The following is a 16,308-nucleotide window of genomic DNA, read 5'->3' as shown; positions in this document are numbered from 1 at the left end:
GACCGCCGGCCGTGGCGGGCCGACCGCCCAAACGTCAGTTCGTGTACGCCTCCAGCTCCGAGAGCTGGGCCGCCGGCCACCCCGTGTTGCCGGTGAACGTCAGCCGCAGGTAGCGGACCGAGGTGCCGGAGAGCGGGACGGTGACGGAGTTGCCGTTCGACGGGTTGAAGGTGTAGCCCGCGGAGCCCTTGAGGGTGCTGTACGTGCCGTTGTCCGTGCTGCCCAGCACGCTCAGCGTCTGGGTCCGGGTGCTCCAGGCCGCGCCGGGCGGCAGCTTGAGGACCAGGTGGCCCACGGCCTTGGCCGCGCCGAGGTCGACGGTGAGGGACTGCGGGAAGGCGTTGTTCGGGCTCTCCCAGTAGGTGCTCGCGTTGCCGTCCACGGCGTTGGACGGCACGTAGACCTCCGTGTGGCCCGCGGTGACCGCGTGGCCCTGGGCGAGGTTGCCGGTGTCACCGGGGTCGCCCGGGTCACCCGGGTCGCCGGGGTCGTCGCCTCCGCCGGTCGAGGGGACCCCGCCGTTCGTCCACACCGGGGCGGGCCAGCCGCCGCAGTAGGGCGTGTCGGTGTACCAGCCGGAGTTGCCGCCGCCCTGGGTGATGGCGAAGGCGTTGCCCTGGCAGCTGTAGATCGGCGAGGGGCCGTTCACGTGCTTGGCCGTGACGTTGGTGAAGGTGCCGGCGCCGCCCGCCTGGAACTGGAGGACGAAGGTACCGGTGCCGTCGATGTTGATGTTGTTGAAGTTGAGCGTCTTCCCGCCGCCCTCGATGGTCTGGATCGCCTCGTAGGAGGAGTCGAGGATGTCGGAGTCGCTGATGTTGACGGTGGCGTTCAGGGCCTCGTTGAGCCCGTCGAACCACATCGCGCCCACGCCGAACTGCCAGTTGTAGTCGCTGTTCCCGGTCCTGATCAGCGTGTTGCGCGCGGCCGTGATGGTGCCCGAGACGGCCGTCCCCTGACCGGAGTTGACGCCCGGGTAGCGGTTGGCGATGTGCAGGCCGCCGCCGTTGGTGACGGTGTCCGACATGGTGTTGTCGGAGAGGGTGATGTCCTTGCCGCCGTACGTGACGATGTTGTTCGCCAGGACCGGCGCGACGACCGTGTTGTGCGTGAACGAGTCGTTCACGTTCGGGACGCTCTCCGCCCACATGGCCAGGCCGTCGTCACCGGTGTTGCGTACGAAGGTGTTGGTGACGGTGGAGTTGGTGACGCCCATGTGGAAGTTGACGCCGTCCGCGGTCTGGTCGAGGATCCGGCTGTTCTTGATGGTGAACCTGTCCATCGGGCCGTCCATCCAGGCCCCGACCTTGGTGTGCTGCATCCAGACGTCGTCCACCGTCGAGTTCGACAGCGCGCCTCCGATGGCGTTCACCTGGTCGGCGTCGACCCGCTCCTGGATGTCGCCCATGATGGCGAAGTCCTTGAGGGTGACGTTGCTGCTGCCGCCCTGGTTCGCGTACTTGCCGTACACGCCGACGGCCTTCGCGCGGTTGGACGGGTCGCGCCCGGTCAGCACGCTGTACCAGGGGCCCGCGCCGGCCAGCGTCACGTGGTCCACGACGATGTGGTCGCGGACCTGGAACGTGCCCTGGGGGATGTAGACCGCCTTGCCCTGCTGCTGGCCCGCGGTGACCGCCGCCTGGATCTTGGCGGTGGAGTCGGCGGCACCGGTCGGGTCGGCGCCGAAGTCGGTGACCACGTTCAGCGAGCCGGACGGCTGCGCGATCGGCGAGGCGACCTGCTCGAAGTCCGCCAGGTCGACGGTGAACGACGGCGCCTGCGCGGTGGAGGACACCTGGAGGCGGACCTTGGTGCCGGCCGCCAGGGTGCTGCCGAACATCGTCCGCGCCTCGTCGTAGAAGTGGTGCGGGTTGCCGCTGCCCGGGTTGTTGTTGAACGGGTAGCCGCCGTAGTACCAGCCGTACTTGGACGTCACGGGGACGCTCTTGAGGACGTTCCCGCCCACCCGGACGTCCAGCGACGCGGTGCGGCCGGTGCCGTCCGGGCTGTCCGGTATGGAGTAGCGGAAGTCCATCGCGTTGGCGGGCTTGGTGAGCGTGAACTCGACGTACTCGCCCGTCGCGTCCAGGGTCACCGCCTGCCGCCCCGACGCCTCGGAGGCGAGGTGGGTGTAGAGGCGGTCGGGGGCGACCACGGTGCCGTTGGTCGCGGCGTACTCGGCCTCCTGCTCCGTGAACGGCACGGACGCGCCGCGGCCCGATATGCCCACGGGAGAGGGGGCTGGCACGCCGGCGGCCCCCGCGGGGGCGACGGACAGGACCGTCACCGCGGCGGCGCCCGCCGCGACGAGGGTCAGCGAGGTGACGGCGGAGAGCGCGCGACGCAGCGCGCGGCGTCTCCGGGGTGGGGGTGGGGTCACGGATCCACATCCTTGCGGCTCGGTTGAGAACGGGGGACAAGGTGGTGACTCGCCGGACGCGAAAAGGCTAGGAGTCTGGGCGTAGGAAGTCTATGAATATGCGCAAGTCTGTTACGGGATCCCGCAAAAACCGGGCTGACCCCTGTGTCTCTGGCGGGGCGCGGGGAACTGCGCGAGCAACCACCCACCGGCAGGTGCTCCGGAGACGGCGGAGAGTGCCCCTTGGGGCGGCGGCAGCTGCCCGCGGAGTTCGACTCGCAGACGTGTGCGGCCCCGGACCGGTGTGAGGTCCGGGGCCGCGCTGTGTGGAGGGGTGGCCCGCTGCGACGGTGTGGTCGCTGCCGGAGCGTGGCCCGCCGCCGGGGCCTGTCCTGCTGTTGTGGCCTTGCGGCCTGCTACTGCTTCTTGAACGAGCGGATCTGGTAGCTGCCCTGGAGGTTGCCGCCCTTGGCGGCGGCCGTGGAGCCGACCCGCTTGTGGTAGTTGGTCTGCGTGTAGTACTGCACCCGGTGGCCGGTGCCGTTCCACACCGACTTGACGGGCTTGCCCTTCTGGATGAACGAGCAGTCGTCGGCGGTGTTCGCCTTCTTCTCCTGCGTCCAGCGACAGCGCGTTCCACGGCCGTTGTAGTCGCTGTAGATGCAGAAGTATCCGGAGTTGCAGTTGTAGGCCCTCGCGTCGGCGGCGCTCGCGGGGGCCGCGGCCGCGGGGGCCGTGATCGTGGGGGCCGCGGTCGCGGTGGGGACGACGCCGGAGGCGGCGACGAAGGCGAGCGCGGCGACGGCGATCGAGCGGAAACGGCGCATGGCACACTCCTTGTTCCCCCGGAGCGGGAGATGCCGCTCCGGACAGGCTGAGAAGAACGGGCTGTACGCGGCGAGGTCCCGCCCCCCGGTGGCTCCGGGTGGGCAGGACCTGCGGCGCGCCGTCAGTATGTCCGCGTTCAGGGGGTCATCGGGGACATTCCCGGTTCGTTCCATCGCGCGGTGAAGCGTACCGGCGTGCCCGCGCCCATGTGTGCCCGCGCCTGCGCCCCCGTTCGCCGCGGGCGCCGGGGGGTGGAGGCGCTGGGGTGTGGGGGTGCGGGGGTGCTGTGTGGGTGGGATGAGGTGGGTCGGGTGTGCTGAATGCACCTTTTGTCGGATAACGTCCCTGAGGCGGGACGAGCCGGCGGTCGAGAGACGGAGAGGAGAGCGACGACATGAGGATCCTCATCGCGGGGGCAGGCGCCGTGGGCGGGATGGTCGGGGCGTCGCTCCTGGAGGGCGGGCGCGAGGTCGTCTTCCTCGTCAGGCCCGGCAGGGCGGAGCAGCTGAGGGACCGTGGGCTGCGGCTCGCCGTGGGCGAGGACACCCGCGTGCTGCGGCCCGCGGCGGTCACCGCCGGCGAGCTCGACGGGTCGTTCGACCTCGTGCTGATCGCCGTGAAGGCCGAGGTGCTGCCGCAGGTGATGGAGGACCTGGCGCCGGCGATCGGGCCGGACACGGCGATCGTGCCGTTCCTCAACGGTATGGCGCACATGGACGCGTTGACGGGCCGGTTCGGTACCGCGGTGCTGGGCGGCACCCTCCGGGTGGCGGTGCAGCTCGGCGGCGACGGCACGGTGGTGCAGCTCGCGCCGGGGGTGCAGATCGAGGTCGGCGAGCTGGACGGTGCGGACACCCCGCGGCTCGGCACGGTCGTGGGGGCGCTGGACGTGCCGGGCGTCGATGTCGGCGGCCGGGGCGACATCGTGAACGCGATGTGGGTGAAGTGGGTCTTCATCGCGGCGATCGGTGCGGTCACCTCGCTGATGCGGGCGCCCGTCGGGGACGTCGTGGCGGTGCCCGGCGGCACGGACCTCGCGGAATCGGTGCTCGCCGAGATCTCCGGGGTGGCCGGGGCGGCCGGCCACCCCGTCGCCGAGGGGGACCTCGCGGGGATCCGGGGCGCTCTGACGGCCCCCGGCTCGCCGATGACGTCGTCGCTCGCGCGGGATCTCGTCGCGGGGCGGCCTACGGAGGTCGAGAGCGTGCTGGGTGATCTCTGTGGTCGGGCGCGTGATCTGGGGACCGGGGTTCCGCTCACCGAGGCTGCGGCGGTTGCGCTGCGCGTGCACAACCGCCGCGTGGCTCAGGGCGCGTCAGCGCCCTGAGCACGGGGTTGCCTTCCGGGGGCGGTGGGCACGGTTCCACCCGGGTGCCCCGGGGGCGGTCCGCTGCGAGCGGGTGCGGTTTCCTTGCCGGCTGGGCGTCGGCGGTGGCCTTTTGCGCAGTTCCCCGCGCCCTTGCGGGGTCGTGTTCTCCCCTTGGGGTTCATTGCCGGCTGGCGGTGGGGTGTGGCTGATTGCGCAGTTCCCCGCGCCCCTTGATGGGGCCTTGCCTCTTGCGGTCGTTGTTCGGGTGCGGCTTGGTCGTGGTTGTTTGCGCAGTTCCCCGCGCCCCTTGTCGGGGCCTGCCCCCTTGCGGTCGTCGCCTGGTTGCGGCTTGGTTGTGGCTTGTCGCGCGGTTCCCCGCGCCCCTTTCGGGGGCGGGTGTGTTCCGGCCCGGTTCTTTGCCGGCTGCCGGCCTGTCGTGGTTGCCCGCGCGGTTCCCCGCGCCCCTTCGGGACCCGGTCAGCGGGTCAGCATTTTCAAGGAGATGTCCCAGAGGCGGGCGGCGGCCGTCGGGTCCAGGGCGAAGGGGCGGATGCCCTCGTGGGCCTCGGGGTCCGTGGTGGGCTCGGCCTCGTTGCAGTCCTCGAAATAGCGGCCCGTGACGCCCTCGACGAGCGGGGAGGCGGCGAGCAGGACCGACGTGGCCGCGCCCTGCTCGACCGTCTTCCACGGGTACGTGTCGAAGATGGCCTTGATCTCCGGGGTGAGGTTCTCCTCCTGGTGCCGCTGGAGTCCGGTGCGGATGCCGCCGGGCATCACGGCGTTGGCGGCGATGCCCTCCGCGGCCCAGCGCCGGCCCGCCTCCACCGCAACGAGCTCGCGGCCGTCTGCGACGCCGTGCCCCCGCTGCTCGCCGAGCTGCCGCCGCTGGACGCCACCCGCACGTGGATGCACCGCTTCATCGACTACATGACGACCAAGATCGGCATGGCGGACGCGCTGCGCCTGGTGATCGCCTCGGGCGGCGACCCGTACGCGCAGAGCCGCGACCTGCTGGACGCCGCGATCGAACGGCTCCTGGACGCGGGCGTGGCGACCGGCGAGTACCGCACCGGTGTGCTCCCCGACGACGTCCTGATCGGCCTGAGCGGCATCGCCCTGGCCGCGGGCGAGCCGAGCCAGCGCGCCCAGGCGGGACGCCTGATCGACCTCATGCTGGACGGCCTCCGCCACCGGTCCCAGGCCTAGAGGTCAGATGGCCTCCGCCACCGGTCCCAGGCCTAGAGGTCAGACGGCCTCCGCCACCGGTCCCAGATCCAGAGGTCAGACGGCCTCCGCCACCGGTCCCAGATCTGGAAGTCGGACGGCCTCCGCCACCGGTCCTTCGTGCGGCCCGCTCCCAGCCGCCGGCCGGTCACTGGTGGCTGACGCGGACCAGGTAGTTCCCGTCGCCGTCGACGGAGAGCACGCTGATCCGGACCCTGGAGGCGCGGTCGCGGAACGACCTGCCCGGGGTGAAGGTCGCGTCGGAGAGTTCCGCGTGCACGTTGGGGCTGCGGGCGCAGCCGCCGCTGTGCCGGGTGGCGTCGTAGACCGTGACGGGGCCCTCGCCGGTGTCCACGTCCGCGTCCACGCGGTAGACGAGCACGCCGGGCCGGCAGACCGCCTCGTCGTTGCCCGCGTGGGTGCGGACCTCGGCCGCGAGGCCCGCGGTGCCGCCGAGCGGGACGAAGAGGAGCTTGCTGCCGCCGGTGCGGGCCAGCGGCGTCAGGAGGTGCTCGCTCGTACCGGACGCGGAGGCGCACTCGACCTGGTCGTCGTCGAGCCAGCCCAGCTTCCACTTGTGCCAGGCCAGCAGGTCGTTGTTGGCGCCCCAGTCCTCGCTCATGATGTCCCAGTGGCCGACCGAGCCGCCGCCCTGGCGGGTGTAGAGGTCGGGCAGCCCGAAGGTGTGCCCGTTCTCGTGCGGCAGCACCCGGTAGCCGGTGTGCGCGTAGGAGCCGGAGCCGTCGTCCTGGCGGCTGTAGATGAACGAGGCGTTGGAGAGCGGGACGCCGTCCGCCACGGGCGCGTCGCGGTTGCCGGCGAAGGTCACCGAGAGCACCGTGTTCAGGGCCGATGGCCCGGCGTTCGGTGTCATCAGCACGTTGACCAGGTCGTATGCCCGGAAGTTCACCTCCGGGTCGGCCTTCTTGATGATGTCGTCGACGAGCCCCCGGTAGCCCGGCTCGTACGGGGCGCCGCGCTCGATGCCGTACGCCTTGAAGGTCTTCGGCATCCGCAGCCAGTGCCGGATGGGGGCGCGCGGCCGGTAGTCGAGGCGGCCGTACGAGGCGGTGCGGAACCACGCGCGGGTCTGCGGGAAGAACTCGCCCAGGCGGTCCAGGGCCCTGCCCTGTCCCGGCGCGTCAGGAAAGTCGATCATCAGGTTCAGCGCGCGCACCGTCCCGGTGGAGCGCACGTAGCCCGGCCCGGTGGGCACGCCCTCGGACATCTGCACGCCGAGCGCGCCGCTGATCATGCAGGGGCCGATCGCGGCGGTGCGCGAAAGGGCGATCGGGTCCGGCAGCCTGCCCGCGCCGGCCGGCGGCGCCGTGCTCGCCGAGACCGTGAGGGCGAGGGTCAGCGAGGTGAGCGCGGCGAGCGGCACCGTGCGCCGGCGAGGGATCCGCGGGCGGCGGGCCCCTGGGCCCCGGGGTCCGGGGGCCCGTATGCGACGGCCGTGACGGCTGGTCGGCTGCATGCGTGACCCTCCGCTCCGCCGGTGGCAGCCGGCCGGACCGGCAGCACCCTTGTCCGATCACCCTGTGCCGGTGGCCCCGGGTCCGCTCGCTGGGTGCGCCCGAACGTGGGTTTTTCGGCGGGCTTTCCCGGAGTGGGAGAGTTGTGATGCGGGTCACAGAAATACCGGGAAATAACCGGGGAGGGGTTCCCCGTTTAGACCTGTGTCCGTACGGAACGGAGGCGTTCCCCCAAGGGGGCGTCAGGGGCCGTGCGGCGGAGCAGCAAGCGGGGCTCCGAGGACCCGGGCGTCGAGGTTGCCAGGGGATCCGGAGAGCGCCGGGAAGAACGTGAAACGCCCCGACGAACGTGAAGCGAAGGAGCAGGCAGTGCCGACCGCCACCACTGTGCCGCGCCAGGTGCCGCGGATGCGCGCCGATGCCGCGCGCAACCGTGAGCGGATCATCAACGCCGCCCGCGAGATGTTCGTCGAGTACGGCACGGAGGTGCCGCTCGACGAGGTCGCCCGCCGGGCCGGCGTCGGCAACGCCACGGTCTACCGCCACTTCGCGGACCGCATCGAGCTGGTGCGGCAGGTCGTCGTCGCGCTGCTGGACCGCGTCACGGACCGTGCCGAGCGGGCCGTCGCCGCGGCGGACACCGCGGGCGGCGATCCCTTCGCCGAGCTGCGGCGGTTCGTGCACGCCGCGGCGGACGAGCGGATCGGCGCGCTCTGCACGCTGATCGACCCCGGATTCGACAAGAGCCACCCGGACCTCACCGCGTCCCGGCTCCGCCTCGAAGCCGTGGTCGGCACCCTCATGGAGCGGGCCCGCACTGCCGGTCAGCTGCGCGCCGACATCGGCGTCGGAGACCTGATGGTGGCCCTCTCCCAGCTCACCAGACCGCTGCCCGGCACCGCGTGTTCGGGCATCGACCGATTCGCACACCGCCATCTCCAGCTCTTCATGGACGGCCTGATGGCGCCCGCCCGGTCCGAACTCGCCGGGACGGCCGCCACCCTGGAGGACCTGCGAAAACATGCCTGACCGGCATCCTGGCCGGCACCACACCGACCCGGTACCGCGTGTACCGCCCGGGTGGCGCCCCTGAACCGGCACCGCCCCTGACGCGGCACCCCTGACCCGGCCCCGGCCCGGTCCGCCCCGCACCGGTCACCCCCTCAAGGGGGACCCGGACGGGGGGGCGGACCAGGCGCGACCCCCCGGCGGGTCGGCGGCAGCCAAGACCTCCGGCCATCCGTGGCCGGCAGCACCGAAGCCGGCCTCCACGGGGGCAGGCAGAACCGAAGCCGGCCTCCACGGGGGCAGGCAGAACCGAAGCCGGCCTCCATGGCGGCAGGCAGAACCGAAGCCGGCCTCCACGGGCCGGGTGAACCGAGGCCGGCCTTCATACGTCGGCTGTACCGAAGCCGGTCCCCACTCCGGCGGCACCAAAGCCGGTCCCACGGGTCGGCTGAACAGAACCGGCCGGTCCCGGCCGGTGTCCCACCTCCGCCCCGGCGCAGTGCGGCGCCCGGGCGCCTCCACCGAACGGTCCCGTCGCACACGGGCCCGTCCGGTCCCATCGGCCACATCGGGGATGAGTTCCGCGGCGCAGCGGAGTCTCACCTTTCACTCACCCCTCTTCATCTACGCCTCTTCACTCACGCCTCTTCGTTCACGTGTGTGGCGTCACGCACGTCACTCGCGTCACTCGCGTCACTCGCGCCAGTCACCTCTCACTCAACCCAACCCTCAGCCAACGTCGCTTTTTCCCACACCGCCACGATCTTGCGACCTATCGAAATGGATACCTCCATGTCCGAAACCGTCCTCTCCAAAGGACGACACGTGCAGCAGGCGAGCACTGACAATCGCCGCTGGCGCGCACTCTTCTTCATCGCCCTGGCCCAGCTCATGGTCGTCCTCGACGCGACGATCGTGAACATCGCGCTGCCGTCCGCGCAGCACGACCTGGGCATATCCGACGCCAACCGGCAGTGGGTGATCACCGCCTACGCGCTCGCCTTCGGCGGCCTGCTGCTGTTCGGCGGGCGCATCGCCGACCTGTGGGGGCGCAAGCAGGCCTTCGTCACCGGCCTCGCCGGCTTCGCCCTGGCCTCGGCGGTGGGCGGTGCCGCGCAGAACGAGGTCATGATGCTCGGCGCCCGCGCGCTCCAGGGCGCGTTCGGCGCACTCCTCGCGCCGGCGGCGCTCTCCCTGCTCGCGGTGATGTTCACCGACGCCAAGGAGCGTGCCAAGGCGTTCGGCATCTACGGTGCGATCGCCGGTGGCGGTGGTGCCGTGGGCCTGATCCTCGGCGGCTTCCTCACCGAGTACCTGAACTGGCGCTACACCTTCTTCGTGAACGTCCCGTTCGCCATCGTGGCCGCCCTGGGCGCGATCATGGTGATCCGCGAGCCGGCGGGCGGGCGCAACCGCTCCCCGCTGGACGTCCCTGGCGTGGTGCTGGCCACCCTCGGCCTGGTGTCCCTGGTGTACGGCTTCACGCGCGCCGAGTCCGACGGCTGGACCGACACCACGACGCTCGGCCTGCTCGTCGCGGCGGTCGTGCTGCTCGTGGCGTTCGCCATCACCGAGGCGAAGGTCAAGGCGCCGCTGCTGCCGCTGCGCGTGGTCACCAACCGCAACCGCGGTGGTGTCTACCTCTCCCTGGGTCTTGCGATCATCGGGATGTTCGGCCTGTTCCTCTTCCTGACCTTCTACCTCCAGATCGTGAAGGGCTACTCGCCGGTCCAGACGGGCTTCGCCTTCCTGCCCATGATCGCGGGCATGATCGCGGGGTCCACGCAGATCGGTGCCCGGCTGATGACCCGCGTCGCACCGCGGCTGCTGATGGGTCCGGGCTTCCTGCTCGCCGCGATCGGCATGCTGCTGCTCACGCAGATGACCGTCGGCTCCTCGTACGCGGGGCTGCTGCTTCCGGCGATGCTGCTGCTCGGCCTGGGTATGGGTACGGCGTTCATGCCGGCCATGTCGCTGGCCACGCACGGTGTCCAGGCGCGGGACGCGGGTGTCGCCTCGGCGATGGTGAACACGTCCCAGCAGGTCGGCGGCGCGATCGGTACGGCGCTGCTGAACACGATCGCGGCGTCCGCGACCACGTCGTACCTCGCGGCGCACGCCGCGGGGGCGACCAGCCGGTCGGCTCGGCAGCTGGTCCAGCTGCAGGGGATGGTGCACGGGTACACCAGCGCGATCTGGGTGGCCGTCGGGATTCTGGTTGCCGCGTCGGTGATCGCGTTCACCTTCGTCACCACCGGGCGCCCGGGGACGGGGGCTCCGGCCGCGTCCGGCTCCACGGAGGGGGGTGCCCGGTCGGGGGAGGCCGGAGCCGGGGCACCGGACGACGTGCACGTACCGGTCATCGCCCACTGACCGGTGCATCCGGGACCCCGGAGGGGGTGCGAGGCCAACGCCCCGCGCCCCTTCCGGGGTCCTGCCCTTCGGGGCCGGCGGTCGTGTGGTGGCCGCTTCTCGCGCAGTTCCCCGCGCCCCTTATGGGGCCTTGTCTCGTGCGGTGGTCGGTTGGCTCTCGGCCCGCCGCGGCTCTTCGCGCAGTTCCCCGCGCCCCTGATCAGGCCGTGCCACTCGCGGTCGTTGCTTGGATGCCGCTTGGTCGTGGCTGATCGCTCCCCACTGCCTTACATGCGTGGGAGATACCCACCCCGTCCCCTGATCGGGGTGCAGCCCCGTTCTCAAGGGGCGCGGGGAACTGCCCGACAAGCCACGGCGAACCTGTCAGATCGCTACTGGCCGGCCAGTGGCACCCCGCGGGGCGGATCGGGGCGTAGCCCCGTTTGCAAGGGGCGCGGGGAACTGCGCGAGCAACCACCGCGAAACGGTCAGTTCGTCACCGGCCGTGAGGGTCACCCCGGGCCGGACCCGGGGCGTAGCCCCGTTTTCAAGGGGCGCGGGGAACTGCGCGACGAGCCACGGCGAACCTGTCAGATCGCCACTAGGTCGTGTCCGGCGGATCTTCGTGGATCAGCCTGCGGCGTCTGGTGCCGTGCATCGCAAGGCGGAGGATCATCCTCGTACTGGGCGTACCCGGATGACTCCGACAACGCGGCGAGGTGCGGTGCTGGGGGCACTCCCCCACTGCCCTGAACCGGCGTGGGAGGTACCCCCACCCACGCCCTTCAGGCAGTGGGGGAGTCGCGGGCCCACGAAGATCCGCCGGACACGACCTAGCCGACGAGGGGCACCCCTGTAGTTTTCGGCTGCGCCCCGCGAGGAACCCTCAGCGGAGCCAAGGCAGATCCGCCCCATACGACGGCTCAAGCCCCTCCGCCACCGTCTGCATGATCTCCCCGAGCGCCCGCTGCTGCTCGCGGGTGAGCCGATCGAAGAGTGCGTGCCGTACGGCCTCCACATGGCCGGGCGCCGCGCTCTCCAGGACCGCGCGGCCCTCGTCCGTGAGGACGGCGAGCTGGCCGCGCTTGTCCGAGGGGCAGTCCTCCCGCCGCACCCAGCCGTGGTCCTCCAGGCGCGCGACGGCGTGCGAGAGCCGGGAGCGGGTGATCTTGACCCGGCGTGCCAGCTCCGTCATCCGCAGCCGCCGCCGGGGCGCCTCGGAGAGCCGTACCAGCAGGCCGTAGTAGAGGTGCGGCATGCCCGCGTCACGCTGGAGCTGGCGGTCCAGGTGGTCGTCGAGCAGCATGGCGGCGTTCATGAAGGACTGCCAGACGCGCTGCTGCTCCTCGTCGAGCCAGCGCGGCTCCCGCTCGCCGTCCGCGGTGCCCTGCCCGGAGGCGGGGCGCCGCGGTCCGTCGGCCTGCTGCCCCGGTACGGGGCGTGGTGCGGGAGCCGTAGTCATGCCACCACTGTAGGGACCGGCCGGCGCCATACGTAACAAGGCTGTATATCCGAATACCCAAGCGGGCCTCCCGCGGCGGACGGGGCAGGCGGGGTGGGCGCGGCGCTTAGGGCAGGGCCTTCTCGTACCAGGCCACGTCCCAGTACCTGCCGAACTTCCGGCCCACCTCCCGGTACGTCCCGAGGTGCCGGAAGCCGAACCGCTCGTGGAGCCGCGTGGAGGGGACGTTCGGCTGGGCGATGCCGGCGTAGGCGCGGTGCACGTCCTCGTCGGCGAGAGCCTCGAAGAGGTGCTTGTAGAGGAGGGTGCCGACGCCGCGCCCGACCGCGTCCGGTGCCAGGTACACGCTGACCTCGACGGAGGTGGAGTACGAGGGCTTCGCGCGGAACGGGCTGGATGTGGCGTATCCGAGGAGTTCACCCGATGTGCCGTCCCGGGCAACCAGGAGGCGGTGCGGGCCGTCTTCAGGGTGGGAGAGGAGCCACGGTTGCCGTTCCTCGGGGCTGAAGACGGCGGTGTCGAAGGTGATGGCCGTCTCGCGGACGTAGTGGTTGTAGATGTCCGTGAGCGCGGGGAGGTCGGCGGTACGGCCGGTTCTGACCTGCACTTCCGAGGGGTGGGTGGACAAGGCGTCTCCCGGTGTGAGGGGACAGGGTACTGCATGATCAGAAAATTCGACCGGCGGGTTGGGAATTCTGTCCGGATTCCAGTCGTTGTTTCCTTCGGATGGAGGGCACCCGAGCGGTGTCGGGCACCGATGGACAACGCACGTACCGCTTGAGCACCGCTGAAACAACCGAGCCTACCGAACAACCGCTGAGTACCGACCTGACCACCGTAAGGGAGCACGCATGGCAACCCGTGCCGTCGCCCGTCGCCAGTCCACCTCGGGTGGCTCTGAGACGGCAAGCAGTGTTCGCGCCGTAGGCGGCGAGGTCGCCGACCGCGACCTGGTCGGCATGTACCTCGACGAGATCGCGCGTACACCGCTGCTCGACGCCGCCAAGGAAGTCGAGCTGTCGCAAATCATCGAGGCGGGTGTGTATGCCCGGCAGGTTCTCGACGGAGAAGTGGAGAGCAAGGCGGCCGAGAAGGCCGCTGCCACCCGCGAGGAGCTGCACGCGCTGATCGCCGAGTCGGAGCGCGCCAAGGACATCTTCATCCGGTCCAACCTGCGTCTCGTCGTCGCCGTCGCGCGCCGCTACCCGCGCAGCGGCCTGCCGCTGCTCGACCTCATCCAGGAGGGGAACGCAGGTCTGGTCCGCGCCGTGGAGAAGTTCGACTACCGCAAGGGCTTCAAGTTCTCGACCTACGCGACCTGGTGGATCCGCCAGGCGATCACCCGGTCGATAGCCGACCAGTCCCGCACCATCCGGCTCCCCGTCCACCTCGTGGAGGAGCTGGGCCGCATCCGCCGCGTGCAGCGCGAGTTCAACCGCGAGCACGGCCGCGACCCGGAGCCGGAGGAGGTGGCGGTCGAGCTGGGCACCAACCCGGAGCGCGTCGTCGACGTCCTCGACTGGGCCCGCGACCCGGTCTCGCTGAACATGTCGGTGGACGACGAGGGCGAGACCCAGTTCGGGGACCTGCTGGAGGACACCTCCGCCGTCTCCCCCGAGCAGTCCGTGCTGACGCTGCTGCGCAGCGAGGAGCTCGACGAGCTGATCAGCCGGCTCGACGACCGCACCGCGTCCATCATCAAGATGCGGTACGGCATCGAGGACGGCCGGGAGCGCACCCTCACCGAGGTCGGCAAGGAGCACGGCCTCACCCGTGAGCGCATCCGCCAGATCGAGAAGCACGCCCTGCTGGAGCTGAAGAAGCTGGCCCGGGACACCGGGTTCGACGCGGCGGCCTGAGCCGGGTCGGGCCCGGCGGGCCGGCGGCCCGAATCCGGTCGGACGCTTCGGCCTGAGCTGGACGCCGTGGCCTGAACCGGCCGGAAGCGGCGGCCTGAACCGGTCGAGGCGTTGGCCTGAAACGGGTCGAGCGCGGCGACCTGACGGATCGCGCGCCGGCCCCATACCGTACGGACACCACAACCAAGACCAGCGCTGCGGAGGATTCCCCCGTCACCGCAGCGCTCCTGGGGGGCCTGGCCCCCCAGCGAGCCCCGGCGCCCTCCCCCCGGCGTCGGGGCTCGCGCCTTTCCGGAATCGTGTCGTCCGATGTCCGAGTGGGCGGCCGTCCGCTCACGCCTTGCCAGCTGGCGCCCCAGATCCCGGGCGTACCCGGGCGTCGCGGTCCGGCCTGACCCCGCCCTGTGCCCGTATGGTCCCTGAGGGGTGCCCGTTCGTGCCCGTTTGGGTCTGATCGACGTCCGAACGTATTTACTTGCGAGGCCACAACCCCTACGCTCCACCGGAAACCCACACCTTCGGACACGGACGGCCGAAGCACGTCCCCGTCCGAAGCCCGGCACAACCGGAGCGATCGGGAGCCCGGTGCGATCACCCGAACGGAACGGCGGAACGGAACAGCGCCCGCAGATGTACGCACAGGAGCGGCAACAGGAGATCCTCAAGCTCGCCCGTGAGGGCGGCCGCGTCGACGTGCTGTCGCTCAGCGACACCTTCCAGGTCACCGCGGAGACCATCCGCCGCGACCTGAAGGCCCTGGACCGCGCGGGCCTCCTCCGCCGTGTCCACGGGGGCGCCATCCCCGCCGAGCGCCTCGACTTCGAGCCCGACCTCGCCCAGCGCGAGGGAACCGCGGCCGAGCAGAAGGACCGCATCGCCCGCGCCGCGCTCAGCGAGCTCCCGTCCGACGGCAGCGTCATCCTGGACGCCGGGACGACGGTGGCCAGGCTGGCCGCCTCGCTGCCGCTGGAGTCGGAGTTGACGGTCGTCACGCACAGCCTGCCGACCGCGGCCCGGCTCGCCGACCATCCCGGCATCCAGCTCCACCTCGTGGGCGGCCGGGTCCGCCACCGCACCCGTGCCGCCGTCGACGCCTGGGCGCTGCGGGCCTACGCCGAGATCCGCGCCGACGTCCTCTTCGTCGCCGCCAACGGCTTCTCCGCCGAGGGCGGCCTCACCACGCCGGACCTGGCGGAGGCCGCGGTGAAGCGCGCCGCCGTCGCCGCGGCCCGGCGCGTCGTGCTGCTCGCCGACTCGACCAAGCACCGGCAGGAGCACTTCGCGCGCTTCGCCCACTTCGGCGACGTCGACCTGCTCATCACCGACACCGGCCTGTCCCCGCTGGACGCCGCCGCCATCGCGCGTGCCGGCACCCAGGTCCTCCGTGTCCCCCCTGACGGCCTCCGGCCGGAGACGGCCGGCGGGGGAGCCCCCGCATGATCCTCACCGTGACGCCCAACCCCTCCCTGGACCGCACGTACGAGATGCCCTGCCTGGACCGCGGCACGATCGTCCGCGCCACGGGCGAGCGCATGGACCCCGGCGGCAAGGGCGTGAACGTCTCCCGTGCGGTCGCCGCCGCCGGCCGCCGCACTGTCGCCGTCCTCCCCCTCGGCGGCGCACCCGGCGCCCTGGTCGCCGACCTCCTCGCCGCCCAGGGCATCGAGGTGGCCCCCGTCACCGTCGCCGGCCTGACCCGGTCGAACATCTCGCTCGCCGAACCCGACGGCACCCTCACGAAGATCAACGCGCCCGGTCCGGAACTCACCCCCGAAGAAGCAGAGGCGCTGCTGCGTGCCGTGACGGAGCGGTCCCCGGGCGCCGGCTGGATCGCCTGCTGCGGCAGCCTGCCCCTGGGCCTCGGACCCGACTGGTACGGGCAGCTGGTGGCCCGCGCCCACGCGGCAGGCGCCCGGATCGCCGTCGACACCTCCGGACCGGCGCTGCTGGCGGCGGTGCGCGGAGGACCGGACGTCGTCAAGCCCAACGCCGCCGAGTTGTCCGCCGCGGTCCGCCGGCCGCTGGTCACCGTGGGCGACGCCCTCCAAGCGGCCGAGGAACTGCGCTCCCTCGGCGCCCGATCCGTGCTCGCCAGCCTGGGCGCCGCCGGCCAGCTCCTCGTCGGCGCCTCGGGCGCCTGGTACGCGAGCGCGCCCGCCGGCGCCGTACGCAGCGACGTCGGCGCCGGGGACGCCTCGCTCGCCGGTTTCCTGATCGCGGGCGGCACCGGGCCGGACGCGCTCGCCTCCTCCACCGCCCACGGCGCGGCGGCCGTACGGCTGCCCGGCAGCGCCATGCCGGCGCCGTCCGACCTCGCGCCGTCCGCGGTGACGGTCACCGCCGACGTACCCCTGGACCGGCTCCTCGGCGGGCCGCCGCCATGAGCCCCCTCCCACCCGGGCCGGCCGGCGCGCCGGCTGACCCCACCCACC

13 protein-coding genes are annotated in these 16,308 nt (G+C 71.8%); 7 read left to right on the top strand and 6 right to left on the bottom strand.

What is annotated here, in order from left to right; all coding sequences use genetic code 11:
- Positions 1-34: 34 nt before the first annotated feature.
- Positions 35-2,380: a discoidin domain-containing protein gene (locus Sm713_RS25765; protein WP_212912466.1), complete on the bottom strand. Its 2,346-nt coding sequence runs from the start codon at positions 2,378-2,380 to the stop codon at positions 35-37.
- A 395-nt stretch (positions 2,381-2,775) separates the two neighbouring features.
- A complete protein-coding gene (locus Sm713_RS25760) occupies positions 2,776-3,186 on the bottom strand; it encodes a peptidase inhibitor family I36 protein (RefSeq protein ID WP_212912465.1) in 411 nt (136 codons plus the stop codon).
- Positions 3,187-3,581: 395 nt separating this feature from the next.
- On the opposite strand from Sm713_RS25760, the gene Sm713_RS25755 reads away from it, so the two are divergent.
- Positions 3,582-4,514 (top strand): ketopantoate reductase family protein, encoded by a 933-nt coding sequence (locus Sm713_RS25755; protein ID WP_212912464.1) that lies wholly within the window; start codon positions 3,582-3,584, stop codon positions 4,512-4,514.
- 459 nt (positions 4,515-4,973) lie between these two features.
- Here Sm713_RS25755 and Sm713_RS25750 read toward each other — a convergent pair whose 3' ends face one another.
- Entirely contained in the window at positions 4,974-5,408 is a 435-nt protein-coding gene (locus Sm713_RS25750; RefSeq protein ID WP_212912463.1) for a hypothetical protein, read from the bottom strand.
- Here Sm713_RS25750 and Sm713_RS25745 point away from each other — a divergent pair.
- Positions 5,403-5,702, top strand: coding sequence for a hypothetical protein (locus Sm713_RS25745; RefSeq protein ID WP_212912462.1), 300 nt, complete (start codon positions 5,403-5,405; stop codon positions 5,700-5,702). The two genes, Sm713_RS25750 and Sm713_RS25745, sit on opposite strands and share 6 nt — an antisense overlap.
- Before the next feature lie 166 nt (positions 5,703-5,868).
- On the opposite strand, the gene Sm713_RS25740 is transcribed toward Sm713_RS25745, so the two are convergent.
- Positions 5,869-7,197, bottom strand: coding sequence for a M6 family metalloprotease domain-containing protein (locus tag Sm713_RS25740; RefSeq protein ID WP_212912461.1), 1,329 nt, complete (start codon positions 7,195-7,197; stop codon positions 5,869-5,871).
- Positions 7,198-7,603: 406 nt separating this feature from the next.
- On the opposite strand from Sm713_RS25740, the gene Sm713_RS25735 reads away from it, so the two are divergent.
- Both Sm713_RS25735 and Sm713_RS25730 read left to right on the top strand, forming a co-directional pair.
- The gene (locus Sm713_RS25735; protein ID WP_212914832.1) at positions 7,604-8,224 is read left to right on the top strand and encodes a TetR/AcrR family transcriptional regulator; all 621 of its coding nucleotides are present in this window, start codon (positions 7,604-7,606) and stop codon (positions 8,222-8,224) included.
- 771 nt (positions 8,225-8,995) lie between these two features.
- Positions 8,996-10,576 carry an MFS transporter gene (locus Sm713_RS25730; RefSeq protein WP_212912460.1) on the top strand — a complete coding sequence of 527 codons (1,581 nt, stop codon included), beginning with the start codon at positions 8,996-8,998 and terminating at the stop codon, positions 10,574-10,576.
- Between the two features lie 865 nt (positions 10,577-11,441).
- Here Sm713_RS25730 and Sm713_RS25725 read toward each other — a convergent pair.
- Entirely contained in the window at positions 11,442-12,017 is a 576-nt protein-coding gene (locus tag Sm713_RS25725) for a MarR family winged helix-turn-helix transcriptional regulator (protein ID WP_212912459.1), read from the bottom strand.
- A 106-nt stretch (positions 12,018-12,123) separates the two neighbouring features.
- On the bottom strand, positions 12,124-12,645 hold the full coding sequence (locus Sm713_RS25720) for a GNAT family N-acetyltransferase (protein ID WP_212912458.1): 522 nt from the start codon (positions 12,643-12,645) through the stop codon (positions 12,124-12,126).
- A gap of 223 nt (positions 12,646-12,868) precedes the next feature.
- Here Sm713_RS25720 and Sm713_RS25715 point away from each other — a divergent pair, with 223 nt between their 5' ends.
- The 3 genes from Sm713_RS25715 to pfkB all read left to right on the top strand — a co-directional run bounded on the left by Sm713_RS25715 (position 12,869) and on the right by pfkB (position 16,260).
- Complete coding sequence (locus tag Sm713_RS25715; protein ID WP_212912457.1) at positions 12,869-13,876, top strand: RNA polymerase sigma factor RpoD/SigA; 1,008 nt, start codon at positions 12,869-12,871, stop codon at positions 13,874-13,876.
- Positions 13,877-14,506: 630 nt separating this feature from the next.
- Positions 14,507-15,316 (top strand): DeoR/GlpR family DNA-binding transcription regulator, encoded by an 810-nt coding sequence (locus tag Sm713_RS25710; RefSeq protein WP_212914831.1) that lies wholly within the window; start codon positions 14,507-14,509, stop codon positions 15,314-15,316.
- A complete protein-coding gene (gene pfkB / locus Sm713_RS25705; RefSeq protein ID WP_212912456.1) occupies positions 15,313-16,260 on the top strand; it encodes a 1-phosphofructokinase in 948 nt (315 codons plus the stop codon). Before Sm713_RS25710 ends, pfkB begins: the two co-directional genes overlap by 4 nt.
- Positions 16,261-16,308 lie beyond the last annotated feature (48 nt).

It is taken from the genome of Streptomyces sp. TS71-3, from assembly GCF_018327685.1.
Taxonomy (GTDB): domain Bacteria; phylum Actinomycetota; class Actinomycetes; order Streptomycetales; family Streptomycetaceae; genus Streptomyces.
This window is presented reverse-complemented; position numbering and strand designations above follow the sequence as displayed.